The organism is Chryseobacterium sp. Leaf201 (assembly GCF_001421435.1).
Taxonomy (GTDB): Bacteria; Bacteroidota; Bacteroidia; order Flavobacteriales; family Weeksellaceae; genus Chryseobacterium.
This window is the reverse complement of the sequence record NZ_LMKA01000067.1, coordinates 25,320-42,575: the sequence shown is the minus strand read 5'-3', so window position 1 is coordinate 42,575 and position 17,256 is coordinate 25,320. Positions and strand designations below refer to the sequence as shown.

Genomic DNA, 17,256 nt, shown 5'->3' with positions numbered 1-17,256 from the left:
ATCTTTGTCAAGTACTTGGTACATCATAGGCTTGCTTTATCTTTTTATGTCTCGCAACACAAAAATAAGCAAGCCTTTTTTTATAGAAAAGTTTAAATGACCTCGATAAGTCAATTTACTCTTGGAAAGATTCCTCCGGAAAAAATCAGAGAACTGCGCCTCAGATTCTTGGTGATCCCGATAAGGATACACTGCCTGTTCTTGAAGAAACTCTAACAACTCAGGAGTTTTTTATTCAATCCCTTCAATCTTCACCACCTCACTTTCCATCACCTTCGTTCCGCTTTCATTATAAATCTGCTTCACGGTAACTTTGATGCGGTCATATTCCGGAGTAGGAAAGTCCATCAGTTCGGAAATGTTTTTGTAGCCGAAAGCTTTTGCCAGCAGTGAAATGTGTCGGGTGGAGTATTTATGTCGTTGAGTATATGATTCTACATTTCCTACGAAAGATTTTGCCACACCCATTTTAAGACTCAATTGATCTTTGCTGATTTTCTTGGATTTACGAATATTTTTTACATGATTTATAAAATCAAAATCAAATTGAGTGGTTTCGAAAGTGAATGTTTTCTCCATAAATTATAAAAAAAATATCATCCTATATGTTGGATGTTTAAAAAATATTATTACATTTGTATCAGCGAATTGATAACAGCCTCTAAAGACCAGTTAAAAAAATGCATCCCGAGCCGGAAACGACCAATTCCATTGGAAAATCCAGTGAAATGGTTGTAAAAAGTTCATCACTTTTCGTACGGTAAAAGTGTGGTTCTCACGCAGGCTTCAGGGGAAACTTTTATAAGACACAGATGATGAAAAAGAAATTTCAACCCTGCTGCTTACAGGCCCGCCGGACTCACCGGAGCCCCGCAGCATAACAATGACAACGCTATACCGAAACTGCCCGCAAGTGCAGGAAGGCGGGTATAGCCTCACCCAAAAACCGCCGCCCTCCGAAATTCCTTTAAGCCTAAAAGGAAAGCCGAAGTACGCTTAAACTCACCCCTTAAAAGTACTGGCTTTCTTTCAATTTTCCAAATTATTTTCATCCCGAAAGGAATTTATAAAAAAGTGAACAGCCCGCCTGCTACAGAGCGGTTAACTGCTGTTTTAATCCGGTAATGGTCTGCCATGAAGACAGGCTGGCCCCGGCATGCCCAATTACTGATGACTTTAACAGATAAATAAACCTTTCGGCCACCGTGCAGGAAATTCCTTTGTGGCCCATGACAATTGATAACCTAAAAACAGAATGATGAAAAAGAAAAAAACAGACTTTGAATCCCGGTTTTGGTCCGGCACCCGGAAACATTCCGCAGTAGGCTTGCTGGAGGCATTCTTCCAGTTCAATGACCTGGCCGGAGTAAAAGAAACCATCAGCACGATGGTGCAGTGTTCGGTACAGAAGAACGCCCGGATCAGGGCAGATCCTGCCGAAGTGTTCCATTTGTACCAGTCGCTGCGGTCGCTGGTCCGGGCCGCCCGCCTGATCGGGAGAAAAGCAAAGACCGGAAAGTTTCAGATTCCTCCGGAAAACCATTACCTCATGATGCTCACCTTTCTTTCGGCGGAAGAATACCGGGATCCGGTGCGGGTGTTCCGGAGCGCTTTCAAAGCCTGCAGCCTGGAAGAATACGATGAGTTTCTGTCGGCAATGGTTTATTTCTCGCTGGGAAAATCCGGGTATGAAGAGGAGAGAAGGATCATCATTCCGTATATCCAACTCATGAAAATGCTGGATGCGGCGTGGCTGATCGTGGAAAAGGCTTCAACAGAAAAAGCAACCGGGAAGTGATCTGTTTTTTTGACCGCAAAAGGGCATAACAGAATATTTACCTTAAATTTGTACTACTTTGAATTCCCAAACTATGAATACCAAACAGGAAAAGCTGGACGCGTTCGGAAAATTATTGGATATTATGGATGACCTGCGCGAGAAATGCCCGTGGGACCGGAAGCAGACCTTAGAATCGCTTCGCCATCTGACGCTGGAAGAAACCTACGAACTTTCTGATGCCATTTTACAGGGAGACCTGCAGGAAATTAAAAAAGAGCTTGGCGACGTACTCCTTCATCTGGTTTTCTATGCTAAAATCGGTTCCGAGAAAGAAAGCTTTGATATCGCGGATGTAATCAATTCCCTGAATGAAAAGTTGATCTTCCGCCATCCCCACATTTACGGTGATACGGAAGTGAAGGATGAAGAAGAAGTAAAGCAGAACTGGGAAAAATTAAAACTGAAAGAAGGCAACACCTCCATTCTGGGCGGTGTCCCGAAAAGCCTGCCGAGCATGGTAAAAGCCTATCGGATTCAGGATAAAGTAAAAGGCATCGGCTTTGAATTCCATGATGCGGAGGATGCCTGGAAAAAAGTAGATGAAGAAATCCAGGAATTTCATGAAGAGACCGATCCGGAAAAAAAGGAGCAGGAGTTGGGCGATGTATTTTTCTCACTCATCAATTATGCCAGGATTTCCGGGATCAATCCAGACTCAGCCCTGGAAAGAACTAATCTGAAATTCATTTCAAGGTTCCGGAAAATGGAGAAACTGGCCTCAGAACAAAATTTAAACCTCGCCGATATGACCCTGGAAGAAATGGATGTTCTCTGGGAAGAGGCAAAGAAACGTTTACAATAATAGATGAAAGTACAGAATCCGGTAGCCCAGAGGTTCCATTACCTGCTGGAATTTAAACAGACGGAACGGAAATGGCATTTTCCTGTTCTGGCGGCGCTGTGTATAGGAAGCTGCCTGTTTATCGAATATTTTCTCGGGAAACCCGGATATGGCAGCCTGTCTAGCCTCGGGGCTTTAACCATTTTATACTTTACATCAGCACCCATTACCCAGCGGATGGTGCACCTGGCCATCTGTGCTTTCGGGATTGTATTTTCATTTACCATAAGCTCATTTTTCAGCTTTAATGTATATGCAGCAGCCTTTTCGCTGGGTGTCATCTCTTTCCTGGCTCATTTTCTTACTTCCTATTTTAAAATGCCGCCGCCGGGAAACTTTTTCTTCATTATGGTTGCCGCAATGGCAAGTACTTTCACTTTCGATTTAGAATTGATTCCCACGAGGGTAGGGCTGGTGGCCATGGGCGCTATCTTATCCTGTTCCCTCGCTTTCCTGTATTCCGTTTTTATCGAAAAAAGCAAAGTGGTAACAGTTCCGAGAAGGACATTCAACAAAAGAAGATATACAAAATTCGTGGAAAGCACCATTATAGGGTTTTTCATGGCCCTGACTTTAATTACCGGGCATCTTTTAAAATTCAATAATACCTACTGGATTTCCATCGCGGCCGTTGCCATCGTCCAGGGACGGAATTTTGAACATGTGCGCCAGCGGAACATGCACCGGATCCTGGGAACCTTTATCGGGATTGCACTTGCCTGGCTGATCCTATGGTTCCGGCCGGAGAAAATCATCATGATTGTGATTATTACCGTATTGCAGTTTATCATTGAACTGCTCATTGTAAGGAATTACGGTTTTGCCGTTGCCTTTATCACTCCATTGACGATTCTTCTGGCAGAAACCGGAAGCGAAGTCTATCATCCCGTAGAACAGCTGATGCATGCAAGGCTCCTGGATACCATTATCGGAAGCCTGATCGGGCTGGCAGCAGGCTTTTTCCTGCACCATCAGCAAATCATTAATAACCTGGAAAAAAATATAAGGTTTTCTTATTTCCGGTTTAAAAAATTAAAAAAATAATTATGTTGCGTATTTCAATTTTATCAGCATTCTTCCTGTTAAGCTGCAATCCGAAAGCTCAGGATTCACCGGAAAATGAAGACCTGAAGACAGAATTTTCTTTACCGAAAAAGCTGAAGGAGGTTTCAGGGATCGCCCTGTCCGGAGATAAAAAAATAATCTGGGCCATTGAAGACCAGGGAAATAAAAATGTAGTATATGGCCTGGATCTGCAGGGGAAACCCGTTGCAGATGTACAGGTAAGCAATGCTGAAAATACCGACTGGGAAGATATTACGGCAGATCCGCAGGGAAATATCTACATCGGGGATTTTGGGAATAACGACAATGACCGGCAGAATCTTTCCATTTTAAAATTAGACCTAAAAAATGCCTCCCAAAACAGTATGGCGGTAACACAGACCACAAAGTTCCGTTATGAAGGGCAGACTGAATTTCCGCCGAAAAAATCTAAATGGCTGTATGACTGCGAAGCATTTGTAGAAATGGACGGTAATTTTTATCTGTTTACCAAAAACAGAAGCAAAGGTTTTGACGGGACTTTCCTGGTTTTCCGAGTTCCGAATAAAGAAGGGGATTTTGAAGCTAAGCTGATCGGGAAACTAAAGCTTGAAGGCAGCTACAGCGATGCAGCCATTACTTCTGCAGCTGTTAACAGCACAAAAGATAAGATCATCCTGCTGAATCACAAGAATATCCAGGTCCTGACAGGTTTTACGGCAGATGACTTTAACAAAACAAAAATCCAGGCCGTATCTTTAAACCACAATTCACAGAAAGAAGCCGTTGTTTTCCTTGATGAGAAGACTTTATTAATCGCCGATGAAAAAGATAAAAAAACAGGAGGCAATGTGTATCGGTTTCCTTTAAAATAAAACAAACAAAATCCGCAGATACTTCTGCGGATTTCATTTTTTAGTCTGTTATTTAAAATTAATGTAACAGTAAGTCGAGGCGTTAAAAGCTCAATCCTACACCTCCCGAGATCCTTCCGCCGTCTTCACCGGTGAAATAATCCAGCCTTGCAGAGAACATTTCCAGGACATTCATCCAGAATCCGGCTCCGACACCCTGATGCCATTTATCAGAGCTTTCACGGTCCATCCACACTCTTCCCACGTCATAACCGATCAGGATCCCCATATTGGTCGGGACAATATTGTTTTTGATACGCCCGAAATCCCATCGTACTTCTGCATTATTCACCAGATAAGATTTTCCGGCAAACCTTTCGTTTCTGTAGGCACGCATTCCGTTGTTGCCGCCGATGGCTGCTGCCTGGTAGAATTCGAAATTATTATTGTTGATAATCATGGCATTGGTAGAGTTGGCGAACACAAACCGGCCTCTTTTATCAATTCTGCGGAACAGATTCATTGTTCCCTGGAATGTAGCGAAGTTCTGGTCGAATTCTGAAATGTTGGCTTTCCAGCCTGCCTGTAAAGCCAGTTCCAGGCCTAAGGTCGGGAATGCTTTGTTATCTAAATTTTTAAAGCTGAAGGTATAATTGGCACCCGCAAACTGCTGCCCATTGAAAACTTCCGGATTTACATCCGGTGAAACAGCAATAAAGCGGTCGTCATTTCTCTGTACTTCAGCATGCTCAAAGTTCAATTGGAACTGATGTCTCATGTTCAGCCAGCTGGTCGTGGAAACTGATGGTGCAAATTTAAACTGTGAAATCCGCACTCTGTTGAAATTCCGGTCTACCGCATCTTTATCGTATTCGGTTTCATTACCCAGTCCGAAAAACGTTCTTGCGAAAAACGGCGTGGTGTAAGAAGCATCAATCCCGGCATCCCAGCCTCCGATTGCTTTTTTGAAAATCCCTTTGTAACCCAGGTTAAATCCGCCTGTCGCGGTATAGACATTCGCCCTGAGGCTGTGCTTCTGTGTATACGGATCACGAATGAAGTTATTAACGGTGTAATTGGCAACAAAACCTAAAATCACCCCGTCGTCCGGGTTGAAATTGGCATTCGGATATCCTGCAAAGAAATTGTATTTCGGGTGTTTCCAGTTGTAGGTATTGGTATCGTAATCGTTCGTGATATGCTTTGATGCAGATTTTGCATTGTAGGTGTTTTCCTGTGATTTAAAATCGTAGATCTTTACATTGCGCCCTTTTTCTACATTATACGTATCTTTATTGTAACCTCCGATCAGGCGGATGTTTGTTTTGGATTTTCCGTCTCCTGAAACTTCATAAATATCATTGTCTTCCAATCCGTAGATCCAGAGTTCTTTGGTTTTTTTACCGTCGTAGGTCTTTTCAAAAACCAGTTCTTCAGACTGGTCCTTGTTGATTTTATACTGTTTTACCCCAACCGAGTTTTCATTTTTAACCACCACAAACTTGTCCGGGTTCACGGTTCCGGCCAGCTGTACTTTTTCCTGCAGGATATGGTAATATTTTACCGCAGAGGTTTCAATACCTGCTTTTCTCAGCTTCAGTTTTCTCTGGATATCCGTGATGGTCTCGTCCTGTACTTCTTTGGGAAGGTTTTTAAACGCTTCATCAATATCCGTATCGGTCAGGTTCTGCTGAATGTATTGGGCCTGGGTAATCCAGTCCTGTTCCGAAGAACCCTTAAGAAGGATCATATCCAGCGGATACGGCTCCATATTCATCCAGCGGACATTCTTAATTTCATCTTTAAAAGATTTCATGTGGCGGATTACCGGGATATTCATCACTACCTTAAAAGCTGTCCCGTCATAATTGCTGAATGCCTGGTCATGGTCTCTCGGGATAGGCTTGTAAATAATTTTATCCCCTTTTTTGTATTCCGCCCATTTCCACTGGTCTTCATGCCGGTCCCAGTCGCCGATCATCATATCGAAAATCCTGGCCCGGATATACTGTTCCTGGTCTACGGAATATCTGCTGTCTTTTCTCAGGTTTTTCAGTACGTCATCAGTTGACAGGACATCGGAAGCATTGTCAAGGTACTGCAAGGTTTTAGGATCAGAAGAAAAGCGTTCCTCAATCATATAAAGCTCGTCGCCGTAATTTTTATTGTATTCACCCAGAGCTTTCTGCTTAGGCACATAATACAGTTCCGGGTTGCTGTGGAAAAGATCTATTTTCTCAGCCATGTTGTTCACGGAAAATACGGTGAAAGGATGGCTTGTGGTATAAAAGTCAAGCAGGAACCTGTCTGGGAACGTATTGTTCAGTTCGTTTCCGAAGGTGTTTTTTTTGAAAGCCATCGCGTTAAGAAAGCGTACTGCGCTCTTTTTTACACCGCGCATCACGAATTCCTGGCCGTCTTTTGCTTTTAGGCGCAGGCTGTTGGACTGGTTGCCGCCGCCTTCCCTGAAAGGTTCATAACCGCCGTTCAGTTCAGAAAGATTGGCGGTTCTCGCATTGATCGGAAGCGCATAATATTTCCGGTAATGGTTCCCCCAGAGCCAGCGGTAGATCTTGCCTTTGCTGGTTAACCTTTCGGTATAAATCGATGAGGTCTGCATCGGGGAGAAAGCCGAAGGGTAATTGTTCTCAAACAGCTGTGGCTTCGGCATTACGGAAATCTGCGTAAGCTTCTCCAGCTCATTGTTTTTTGTGGAGAAATATTCAACATCAGAACTCAGGTCTTTTCTCAGGTTCAACACGGCGAAGCCGCTTCCGCCATACGAGAAATCGGTATTGTTCACAATGGTTGCCGGATCTGTTTTAGAGCCTGCACCACTGATGATCTGCCTGATGTTGTTGTTTTTATGATACTGTAAATTATGATCGTGCCCGGAAACCAGGATGACGTTTTCCTTATCCTGGATAATGCTTTTGATCCGGTTGGCAAACTCTGTGTAATGGACATTGCTCAGGTCTTCCATACTTACGCCGGAAGAGCTTCTCAAGGTTGTGGCTACAGTGGCAAGCCCGGGAACCGGAAGCCTTCCGTTGAATGCCGAAAGATGGGATTTTGCCGAGTTGAACCCCGCATGCACGCCGGAACTGATCACCGGATGATGCAGCGCTACAATAATCCTCTTATCCTGATTTTTAATGATCAGATCCTTGAATTCAGCGTAGAAATCTTCCCTTGTTTTAATATCACAGCCTTCGTTGATGCCCGGCTGTTTATCCCAGTTGATCAGAGCCCATTCCGAGTCTACCACAATCAGCTTGATATCTTTGGTGAGATTGATGTCATCAATAGGGCAGGAATTTTTAGGCAGAAAAGCCTTTTTATCGTTCAGGTAAGATTTTACAAATTTTTCCTGTGCTTTCAATCCTTCGAGGCCGTTATACCAGTCGTGGTTTCCCGGGATCACCAGGGTTCTGCCCTTAAAATTTTTTACAATGGCAAGCTGGTCTTCCAGTTTCTGCTTAGCCAGGTCATATCCTTTGGCTGAAGGAGCTGGCATCCCGAGCGGATAGATATTATCCCCTAAAAAGATCAGCATAGAGTTCTGTCCGGCACTTTCAAGCTGGCTTTTCAGCAGGTTGAGTGTATTCTGGCCCTGTTTCTGATCTGCATTTCCGGCATCGCCTATTAAGAAAAGTTTAAAGTCATTTTCAGATTTTACAGCAGAATTTTCTATCTCTGATAAGTTTTTGCCTTTTTTTACGTTATAGGTTGCGCAGGAATAGAGCACTCCTGCAGACAATACGACCCTAAGGACAACAGACGTATTTTTTAAATGAGTTTTCGAGGATAAATTCATAAATTTACAATAACAAAATTCCGGCCATGAGCATTTTACAGAAAGCCAAAGATTACGTTGAGATCTTATTCAAAGATAAGTTATCTTCGGTATATTTTTACCATAATTTCATACATACTACCTACACCGTAAACAAAGCGGAAGAAATTATGAAGAATACGCCTGTTTCCGCGGAAGAGCAGGAGAAAGTGCTGTTAGCGTTATGGTTCCATGATACAGGGTACATTAAATGTGCGCAGAGCCATGAGGAGAACGGTGTGGAGATTATGAAAGATTTTCTGAGCAAGGAGAATTTCAGCGAAGAATATATCAGTGAGGTAGCCCGGCTGATCCTTGCCACACAGATTACCCATCAGCCTAAGGATCTTTTGGAAGAGATTGTAAAAGATGCAGACTGCAGCCATTTCGCAAGCCATGATTATAATGATATTTCCGATGCCCTGAGAAAAGAATGGGAGCTTACCAACGTAAGATGCTTTTCCAATGATGAATGGAATGCAGGCAACTTGGATATGCTGAAAAACAAGCACCGGTTTTATACAGATTATGCCAAAAAGAACTGGCAGTCCCTGAAAGATAAAAACATCAAAAAAATAGAGAAAAAGCTGGAAAAAGAAGACAGCGGAAAAAAAGAGCCTTCCGAAAGTAAAAAAGATAAAGAGAAGGAACCGAAATCTGACCGGAGCGTAGACACTTTATTCAGGATTACGCTGAGCAACCATACGCGGTTAAGCGATATTGCCGACAGCAAGGCGAATATACTGCTTTCGGTAAATGCGATTATTATCTCGGTTTGTCTGTCCGTACTGGTGCCCAAACTGGATACGCCTAAGAATTCACATCTTATCATTCCGAGCTTTCTCTTACTGCTGTCCAGTGTAATTACCATTATTTTTGCCATTTTATCGACAAAGCCGAACGTGACGAAAGTAAAATTTACACCTCAGGATATTGCCGAGAGGAAAGTCAATCTTCTGTTTTTCGGTAATTTTAACAGGATGCTTTTCGATGATTTTAATGATGCGATGAAAGACCTGATCAATGACCGGAACTATATCTATGATTCGATGGTAAAGGATTTATATTTCCTGGGGAAAGTTCTGGACCGGAAATACAGGCTTCTCTCCATGACCTATAATATTTTTATGGCCGGAATTGTCATTTCAGTACTGTCTTTTGCCTATGCTTTCCTGAGCCTCTAATTAAACAGATTTAAGCTGATAAAACAGATAAAAACTCATTCAATACGGATGGGTTTTATTTTTATGCGAGTGAAACCCGCAGCGCAAGCAGCCCGGTGATTCCCTGAAGGTCTTCAACTTTTAAAAATTCAATGTCATTCTGCAGGATTTCTTTTTTCTGGAGCTTGCTGATGTATTCCAGGTATTCCCTCTGGTTTTCCATCCCGAAATAGACAATGGTTATCTTTCCCGGACATGTTATTCTGTCTGAAGAACCCTTTACATGCGCCTTGTCAAGCCGTTTTTTAATGATTTCATAATAAGAATTATAGGCTCCGTCCACATCAAACCGTTTTTCGTCCATCCGGAACCGGATATCGATTTTTTCATTATATACGAAGATCAGTGAGGCAATGTCCAGAGGAACCGCCAGGTCTTTCCTGAAATTACGGAATTCACGTTCCATACTGCACATGGTCTTCAGCTGCCAGTATCTCAGCCGCTGCACTACCTTTGAGGTATATGGCAGTTCCGGAGCAATATTCTGGCCTGTGTACAGCGTATGCTCTACACCATCGGATTTGAATCTTTCGTAATAATGCGGGAAAATCAGCTGGGCTTCGGCCTGGCTTTCATCCAGCATATCCGCGAGTTTCCTGTTGACCAAAGTAATGGAGTCATCCAGGCTTTTCCGGTTGAAATAAAACAGGTCATTCTGGGTGTGGATCTGGGCAAAATAATCCTTGATTTTCGCTTTTGCTTCACTGGATGTTTTAATCTCCAGCTTTGCCTGTAAAAAGGGATGGATTTCTTCTCTCAATAACCGCTGGAAACGCTGTTCGCTGTCTGCCTTTATTTCATTGTTTAATTCATTTTCAAAAATTTCAAGGGCGAGTATGTATTTCTCCGAATCTGCTGCGATCAGGGAAAAAATCCCGTGAAGACAGTCGATCTGCCGGTTGAGGTCCTCCAGCATGAGGTAAAAACGCTTTTCCGAGGAAGAGCGGATATCTGAAAAGCCGAAAAGCGGCGTAAGATTTTTAAAAGAGATCTGTTTTAAGGTATATATTTTCTTGGACAGTGAAGCATTGAAGTATTTTTCAGCCTCATTCCTGAACTTCCACACCACACTGTTGTGAATGCTGGTATATTCCCGCTGGATAATAGCCTCAATCTGGTAGTTTTTCTCGAAACTGAAACGGTTCAGCGAGAATAAAATCATATCGGTAAAAAACTCCATCTTTTTAAGCTTTAACCCGTTGAAACTGTTCCTGACCGGTGAGGTAAACTCCATAATGGCCAGCAGTTCATTGTCTCTCATAATGGGGATGACCATAAAGCTGTTGATGTTGTTGTCTTTTAATATTTTGAAAGAAGGAAGCAACTGTATCTCCTGGTCCAGGTTCTCTACATTGGAGATCACAAAGGGCTTTGAATTATAATTGATATTGCTGAAGGTACTTTTCCGGGTTTCCTCATCAAAAGTATTGATCCAGAAATCCAGGATATGATTCGTAAAGAGGTTCTCGTATATCGGGAGCTTTTCAAGGCGCTGGTCTTTTGTATTGAAGAGCATCAGCCCGAAGTTAAGTTCAGGCACATCAAAATAAGACTTGAATATTTCAATCAGGTTTTCATCAGGAGAAAGGTTCTCCGGATCAATGCTGATCAGGCTGGATTTCAGGTCAGATAATGCCACTTCTGAAGTACAGTCTACCAGGGAAATAATGGTAAAACCTGTGAGTATCCAGGATTCATAAGGGAAATATTTTTTCCAGAGCTTAGTATCATCTAAGTTTTCCAGCAGCATATCCAGGATTTCATCGGACGGTATCTTTGTGCCTTCTGTAGGATACACGTCCGTAAAATCTGAGTTTACCGTGATCTTGTAATGCTTCATGATGCCCTGCCGGTTCGGGATGTCATAATAAAGGGGCAGCGTGCCTCTGATATCCCTTTTGAAATAGCTCTGTACAATCAGGCAGCAGCAGAATACATAAAATTCATCATCGTCAATATTCCTGAGCTCTATTTCAAAATCTTTTCCGGCATCTTTAAGGATGTTTTTAAACCGTTCTGTATAATTGAAGGTAATATTGGAAAGCGGAATACTGGCTGCCTTTATTTCATTATGGGTAAGTCCGGTAGGGAAGAGGTCTGCCAGCAACAGCCTGATGAGGTCTGCATGCTTTTCAAGCAGGGAGACATCCTGAAAACCGTCCCTGAGTTCCCTGAAGTTTTTGGTCTTGTCAATAAGTGATTCAGCATAGCTGGCACGGTATTCCAGACGGTCGTTATATCGGATATGTTCGAGGATATCCAGATATTTTTTAAACGAAATGTGAACCTGAAATGGAGCGTCTTTCTTGTAAAGATTTGCCAAAGCTGAAATTTAGAGTAAAGTTATAAAAAAACCACAACAGGAACGTTGTGGTTGGTATGATTTGTCATGACTTTTTACAGCCCGAACTGTCTTGCAAATAAATCCGGGTAGACGCCCAGTACAATGATTGAAGCAATAATGCATACGGCAACAATATTATAGGTAAGCGTTACTTTTTCTGAAGATTTGAATGAGCTTTCTTTAAAGAAAAACATTGAAATGATTAATCTCAGATAATACGCGATTGAAACCGCAGAACCTAAAACGGCGATCAGAACCAGGAAAGCGGCTCCGTTCATCGCCTGGGAGAACAATGCAAATTTACCCATGAAACCGGCCGTAAGCGGAACTCCCGCCATGGAAAGCATGGAAATTGCAGCTACTGTTGCCAGCAAAGGCTCAGATTTCGCCAATCCTTTGAAGGCTCCGAAAGAGGTTTCTCTTTTCAGTTTCTCAACATAGATCAGACACATGAAAACACCGACTGTTGATAAAGCGTATGCGAATAAATAAAAGGCTAAATTATAAGGCGAAAGGCTTGTAATCCCGAAGAATACCAACCCGATATATCCTGCATGGGAAACCGAAGAGTAAGCCAGCATCTTTTTGGCATTGGTCTGGGCAAGTCCCATTACGTTGGCTAAAAGCAAAGTAATAATCAGGAATACCCCGAAAACATTGATCCATTCATTGGTCACTCCCGCAAACCCGATCGTCATTAATCTGAACAGTGCGAAAAATCCGGAGATCTTAACCACACTGGCCATGAAAGCCGTAATCAGTGAAGGTGCTCCGTAATATACATCCGGGCTCCACATGTGGAATGGTGCCAATGCTACTTTAAATGCCAGTGCACAAAGAATCAGCAATACTCCTAAAATAAACATGACGTCCTTAGGGTTAGACATTCCGAAATCATGAATGGTATATAAATCGAAACTTCCCGTGCTGCCGTAGATAAAAGCAATACCGAAAAGTAAAAAGCCTGTTGCAAATGCACCCATCAGGAAATATTTGATGGAAGCTTCGTTTGATCTTAAATCTGTTTTGTTGGCTCCTGCCATTACATATAACGGGATGGAAAGAATCTCTATTCCGAGGAACAGCGTAACCATATTCTGGAAGCCGAAAAGGATAATCCCGCCGCAAAGCGCAAAAAGCATTAAGGCATATAATTCAGACTGGTGGCTTCTGTGATTGCTGAATGCAAAACCTCCTAAAAAGAATAACAGCAAAGTGGTAACAAGGGATATCTTTGTAAACAATGCGGTATTTGCAGTATAGTCATACATATGCCTGTACTGTTCAAAGAATGCATTTTCCGGCATAAAGCTTACAAATAATGCGATGATCAATCCCAAAATCCCAATGTACCTTGCGAATTTCCCCTGTTCGAAAACCCCCGAAAATAACGCAACAACTGCCGTTAGAAAAACAATAATTAAAACACTCATAATATAGATTTGAGATGCGAGATATGAGATCTGAGACAAAAATTCTGATTTCTCATTTCCTGATCTGCTAATTTTTTAATTTTTAAATATTTCAATTTTTAATTGGCCATAGAACTGTAGATGAACCTCACCGAGCTGCTTACCATATCGATAACCGGCTGCGGGAAAATACCCAGTACAATTACAAAAACGGCCAGACTTGCCAGTACCGAAAATTCCACTGCGGATAAATCTTTCGCGGTACTTAAAACGGCTTCGTCACCTTGCCCGAACATGGCTCTTCCGTAGAATCTTAACAGATAAGCGGCCGCAAAGATAATGGTAAGACCAGCCAGTATTGCAGCCGTCCCGTTAAAATCATACACCGCTTTCAGCAGGATAAATTCCCCGATGAACCCGTTGGTCAAAGGAACTCCCATGGAACCTAATATAATTACCAGGAACAGTACGGCAAACTTCGGAGCTACTTTTGCAAGCCCGCCCATCTGTCTGATGTCTCTGGATTTAAATCTTTTGTAAAGAATATCACAGCAGTAGAACAGCCCCACCACGTTGATCCCGTGTGCAAAAGTCTGTACCAAAGCTCCTTCAGCCCCTTCAATATTGAAGGTCCCTCTCAGTGTAACCATGGCAGAGGCAAAAATACCGGCTACCATCAATCCTACGTGAGAGAAAGAGGAATAGGCAATAATCCTTTTCATATCGGTCTGGATAATCGCAATCCACGCACCGTGAACAATTCCTATGATGGCCAGAATAATAACGATCTGTCCTGAAATCCCGGCAATCGGGATCGGTGTGATCGGTAAAAGGTAACGCATAACCCCATAAATTGCCATCTTCAGCATAATCCCTGACAAAAGCATGGATCCCTGTGTCGGCGAATAGGTATAGGTGTCCGGCTGCCACGTATGGAACGGGAATACCGGCAATTTCACTGCAAAAGCAAAGAAAATAAACCAGAATACCACCGTCTGCTGTGTTTCATTCAGCTGCGCATTGTATAGATCAGTCAGTGCAAATGAAGCGGAGTGATTGTATACGTAAATCAATCCTGCTAGCATGAACAGCGACCCTACAAACGTATAAACAAAGAATTTTGTGGTGAATTCAAACCTTTTATTTTCCTGACCCCAAAGTCCGGCGATAAACCAGATCGGAATCAAGGTAACTTCCCAGAAAATATAGAACAGCAAGCCATCCAGCGAAGTAAATACACCTACAAGCCCGAACTGCATCAGCAGGATCAAACCGTAGAATGTATTCCTGTAGCTTACATTTTCATTAAAGGAAGATAAAATAATGATCGGCGCTAAAATATTGGTCAGCAACAACAGAAGCATACTCATCCCGTCAATGCCGAAATGAAGCGTGCTTTTAATAAATTGTGACCACGGATACGTGATTTCATACTGCAGCTTACTGTCTACGGTCGGACCGAAATTGAAATCCGATAACACATAGAATGTAAGGAGCATCTGTACCAACGCAATTCCCAGTGCCAAATACTTACTGGAATTGTTTTTCCAAACAAAGACCAATCCCGAACCTACAAGAGGTAATAGTAATAATGTTATTAACAAACCCGACATTATTATGGTAATAAAAAGTTAACAATTAATATAATTCCCACCGCTAAAGACATGATCAGAATGTAATTCTCTACATTTCCGTTCTGGATGCGCTTCATGGCTTTTCCGCTGTCTTCAGCGCCTTCACCGATAAAATCTACCAGACGGTCGAGAATACCTTTATCAAACATCCTTCCTCCGCGTCCTAATCCTTCAACTGTTTTTACAAAAATAGCATTGTAAAGTTCGTCAATATATAATTTTCTGGCAGACAGTTTTTCCCATCCTGTATACATGTCTTCCGGTAACGCCTGCTTTTTCTTGTTTACATACGTATTTTTTATCAGGAACCATACAGAGAAGAACATTAAAACCGTTGCGCCCAGCAAGATCATTTCAGTCCCGAAAGGCACTCCCGAAAGGGTAGTTTCCATCTGGTTGAAGCTTTCTTCGGTAAGAACCGGTTTCAGCCATTCCATCAGTTTCGCATAATGGCCGTGGCCGATGAAATGCGGAAGGTTGATTAAACCGCCGACTACAGAAAGAACCGCAAGTACAATCAATGGAATGGTCATACTGGAAGGGCTTTCATGCAGATGATGTTTCTGTTCTTCAGTCCCTCTGAAATCTCCGTGGAACGTCAGGTAATACAGTCTGAACATATAAGTTGCCGTAACAGCCGCTAAAACAAACAGCATAAACCAGTATACCGGGTTTTTAGCAAAAGCCGCCACTAATATTTCGTCTTTGGAAATCATCCCCGATAATAAAGGGAATCCTGAAATGGCCAGTGTCCCGATCAGGAAAGTTGCGTGGGTAATTGGGATGTATTTTTTAAGACCTCCCATGAAACGCATATCCTGTTCGTTGCTCATGGCGTGGATTACAGAACCGGCCCCAAGGAATAACAGTGCTTTAAAGAATGCATGTGTCATTACGTGGAACATTGCGGTAGTATAAGCACCCAGCCCTAAAGCGATGAACATGAATCCAAGCTGTGAAACCGTAGAGTAGGCCAATACCTTTTTGATGTCGTTCTGGCGGAGTGCGTAGAATCCTGCCAAAGCTGCTGTAATAAATCCGATTAATAAAATCCCGTCCTGAACCGTTGGTGCCAAAGTGAATAAGAAATTGGACCTTACCACCAGATAGATCCCTGCCGTTACCATGGTTGCGGCGTGGATTAGTGCAGAAACAGGAGTTGGCCCGGCCATTGCATCCGGCAGCCATGTATATAAAGGAACCTGAGCCGATTTTCCGGTTGCCCCGATAAATAAACTCGCGGTAATAAAAATAATTACACTTCCGTCCAGTTCAAATTTTCCGGCATTTTCTCTTACCGAAAGATAATCTACTGCGTTGGTTTGTGAGGCAATCATAAAGATACCGATCAGTAACGCAAGGTCACCGATTCTGTTCATAATGAATGCTTTTCTTGCCGCTTTACCGTATTCTTCGTTGGTATACCAGAACCCGATCAGTAGATAAGAGCAAAGCCCAACGCCTTCCCATCCGATGAACAGGATCAGGTAGTTGCTTCCCATTACCAATAGCAGCATGGAGAAGATAAATAAATTCAGATAGGTAAAGAACTTAAAGAAGCCTTTATCATGGCTCATATATCCGATAGAGTACAGGTGGATCAGAGAACCGATTCCCGTGATGATCATCACCATCATTAAAGAAAGCTGGTCGATCTGGAACCCGAAATTGATCTGGATCCCATTTACCCTGAACCATTCAAAAGCTTTTACGATTACCGGCTGGCTTTCAGAATCGAAATTCATGAAAATGCTTACTGCGATACAGAACGGAATAAAAACCATTGCCGTAGCCAGGGAACCCACCACTATTTTTGGAAGGCTTTTCCCGAATAAACCGTTTATAAGAAACCCTAAAAGTGGTAAAAGTATGATTGCATATACTAGATTTTCCATTCTTATCCTCTTAATTTATTAAATATACTCACATCAACAGAACGGGTATTTCTATACAGCATAGCAATAATTGCCAGGCCTACCGCCACTTCCGCAGCAGCCACCACCATAATGAAGAAAACTAAAAGTTGTCCGTCTCCGTTACCTCTGTAGGCTGAAAAAGCAGCCAGTAAAAGGTTTACCGAATTCAGCATAAGCTCTACACAACCCAAAATAACAATCGCGTTTTTTCTCAGCAATACACCAAGCACTCCCAGGCAGAACAATACTGACGAAAGAATGATGAAATAGTTCAGAGGGACGCTTTGTATAAATGTATTTACTTCTCCCATAA

13 protein-coding genes are annotated in these 17,256 nt (G+C 42.5%); 5 read left to right on the top strand and 8 right to left on the bottom strand.

The features are described 5' to 3' along the window. Positions 1-231 precede the first annotated feature (231 nt). Positions 232-579, bottom strand: coding sequence for a helix-turn-helix domain-containing protein (locus tag ASE55_RS08940; RefSeq protein WP_056218128.1), 348 nt, complete (start codon positions 577-579; stop codon positions 232-234). Between the two features lie 511 nt (positions 580-1,090). After that, entirely contained in the window at positions 1,091-1,231 is a 141-nt protein-coding gene (locus ASE55_RS20310; protein ID WP_157844640.1) for a hypothetical protein, read from the bottom strand. A 27-nt stretch (positions 1,232-1,258) separates the two neighbouring features. Between ASE55_RS20310 and ASE55_RS08935 the strand changes: the two genes are divergently transcribed. The 4 genes from ASE55_RS08935 to ASE55_RS08920 all read left to right on the top strand — a co-directional run bounded on the left by ASE55_RS08935 (position 1,259) and on the right by ASE55_RS08920 (position 4,600). After that, positions 1,259-1,798: a hypothetical protein gene (locus tag ASE55_RS08935; RefSeq protein ID WP_128414539.1), complete on the top strand. Its 540-nt coding sequence runs from the start codon at positions 1,259-1,261 to the stop codon at positions 1,796-1,798. Between the two features lie 73 nt (positions 1,799-1,871). Beyond that, positions 1,872-2,642 carry a nucleoside triphosphate pyrophosphohydrolase gene (gene mazG, locus ASE55_RS08930; RefSeq protein ID WP_056218125.1) on the top strand — a complete coding sequence of 257 codons (771 nt, stop codon included), beginning with the start codon at positions 1,872-1,874 and terminating at the stop codon, positions 2,640-2,642. A gap of 3 nt (positions 2,643-2,645) precedes the next feature. Then, a complete protein-coding gene (locus ASE55_RS08925; RefSeq protein WP_056218123.1) occupies positions 2,646-3,725 on the top strand; it encodes an FUSC family protein in 1,080 nt (359 codons plus the stop codon). Positions 3,726-3,727: 2 nt separating this feature from the next. Further along, a complete protein-coding gene (locus ASE55_RS08920) occupies positions 3,728-4,600 on the top strand; it encodes a hypothetical protein (RefSeq protein ID WP_082474383.1) in 873 nt (290 codons plus the stop codon). Positions 4,601-4,682: 82 nt separating this feature from the next. Here the strand turns inward: ASE55_RS08920 and ASE55_RS08915 are convergent, their stop codons facing one another. Then, positions 4,683-8,396 (bottom strand): metallophosphoesterase, encoded by a 3,714-nt coding sequence (locus ASE55_RS08915; RefSeq protein WP_056218117.1) that lies wholly within the window; start codon positions 8,394-8,396, stop codon positions 4,683-4,685. Between the two features lie 26 nt (positions 8,397-8,422). Here ASE55_RS08915 and ASE55_RS08910 point away from each other — a divergent pair, with 26 nt between their 5' ends. Beyond that, complete coding sequence (locus ASE55_RS08910) at positions 8,423-9,598, top strand: Pycsar system effector family protein (protein WP_056218114.1); 1,176 nt, start codon at positions 8,423-8,425, stop codon at positions 9,596-9,598. Between the two features lie 61 nt (positions 9,599-9,659). On the opposite strand, the gene ASE55_RS08905 is transcribed toward ASE55_RS08910, so the two are convergent. From ASE55_RS08905 to nuoK, 5 genes are all read right to left on the bottom strand, one after another. Further along, positions 9,660-11,960, bottom strand: coding sequence for a GAF domain-containing protein (locus ASE55_RS08905; RefSeq protein ID WP_056218111.1), 2,301 nt, complete (start codon positions 11,958-11,960; stop codon positions 9,660-9,662). 74 nt (positions 11,961-12,034) lie between these two features. Then, positions 12,035-13,414: an NADH-quinone oxidoreductase subunit N gene (locus ASE55_RS08900; RefSeq protein ID WP_056218109.1), complete on the bottom strand. Its 1,380-nt coding sequence runs from the start codon at positions 13,412-13,414 to the stop codon at positions 12,035-12,037. A 98-nt stretch (positions 13,415-13,512) separates the two neighbouring features. Then, positions 13,513-15,006 carry a NuoM family protein gene (locus tag ASE55_RS08895; protein WP_056218107.1) on the bottom strand — a complete coding sequence of 498 codons (1,494 nt, stop codon included), beginning with the start codon at positions 15,004-15,006 and terminating at the stop codon, positions 13,513-13,515. Positions 15,007-15,008: 2 nt separating this feature from the next. Further along, a complete protein-coding gene (nuoL, locus tag ASE55_RS08890; RefSeq protein WP_056218102.1) occupies positions 15,009-16,922 on the bottom strand; it encodes an NADH-quinone oxidoreductase subunit L in 1,914 nt (637 codons plus the stop codon). 2 nt (positions 16,923-16,924) lie between these two features. After that, positions 16,925-17,254 (bottom strand): NADH-quinone oxidoreductase subunit NuoK, encoded by a 330-nt coding sequence (nuoK, locus tag ASE55_RS08885; protein WP_027386769.1) that lies wholly within the window; start codon positions 17,252-17,254, stop codon positions 16,925-16,927. Positions 17,255-17,256: the final 2 nt, after the last annotated feature.

Coding starts and splice junctions, on each gene's coding strand:
- nuoL (WP_056218102.1), bottom strand. CDS start 16,922: ATGGAAAATCTAGTATATGCAATCATACTTTTACCACTTTTAGGGTTT.
- ASE55_RS08940 (WP_056218128.1), bottom strand. CDS start 579: ATGGAGAAAACATTCACTTTCGAAACCACTCAATTTGATTTTGATTTT.
- ASE55_RS08915 (WP_056218117.1), bottom strand. CDS start 8,396: ATGAATTTATCCTCGAAAACTCATTTAAAAAATACGTCTGTTGTCCTT.
- ASE55_RS08910 (WP_056218114.1), top strand. CDS start 8,423: ATGAGCATTTTACAGAAAGCCAAAGATTACGTTGAGATCTTATTCAAA.
- ASE55_RS08925 (WP_056218123.1), top strand. CDS start 2,646: ATGAAAGTACAGAATCCGGTAGCCCAGAGGTTCCATTACCTGCTGGAA.
- ASE55_RS08920 (WP_082474383.1), top strand. CDS start 3,728: ATGTTGCGTATTTCAATTTTATCAGCATTCTTCCTGTTAAGCTGCAAT.
- mazG (WP_056218125.1), top strand. CDS start 1,872: ATGAATACCAAACAGGAAAAGCTGGACGCGTTCGGAAAATTATTGGAT.
- ASE55_RS08895 (WP_056218107.1), bottom strand. CDS start 15,006: ATGTCGGGTTTGTTAATAACATTATTACTATTACCTCTTGTAGGTTCG.
- nuoK (WP_027386769.1), bottom strand. CDS start 17,254: ATGGGAGAAGTAAATACATTTATACAAAGCGTCCCTCTGAACTATTTC.
- ASE55_RS08900 (WP_056218109.1), bottom strand. CDS start 13,414: ATGAGTGTTTTAATTATTGTTTTTCTAACGGCAGTTGTTGCGTTATTT.
- ASE55_RS20310 (WP_157844640.1), bottom strand. CDS start 1,231: ATGGGCCACAAAGGAATTTCCTGCACGGTGGCCGAAAGGTTTATTTAT.
- ASE55_RS08935 (WP_128414539.1), top strand. CDS start 1,259: ATGAAAAAGAAAAAAACAGACTTTGAATCCCGGTTTTGGTCCGGCACC.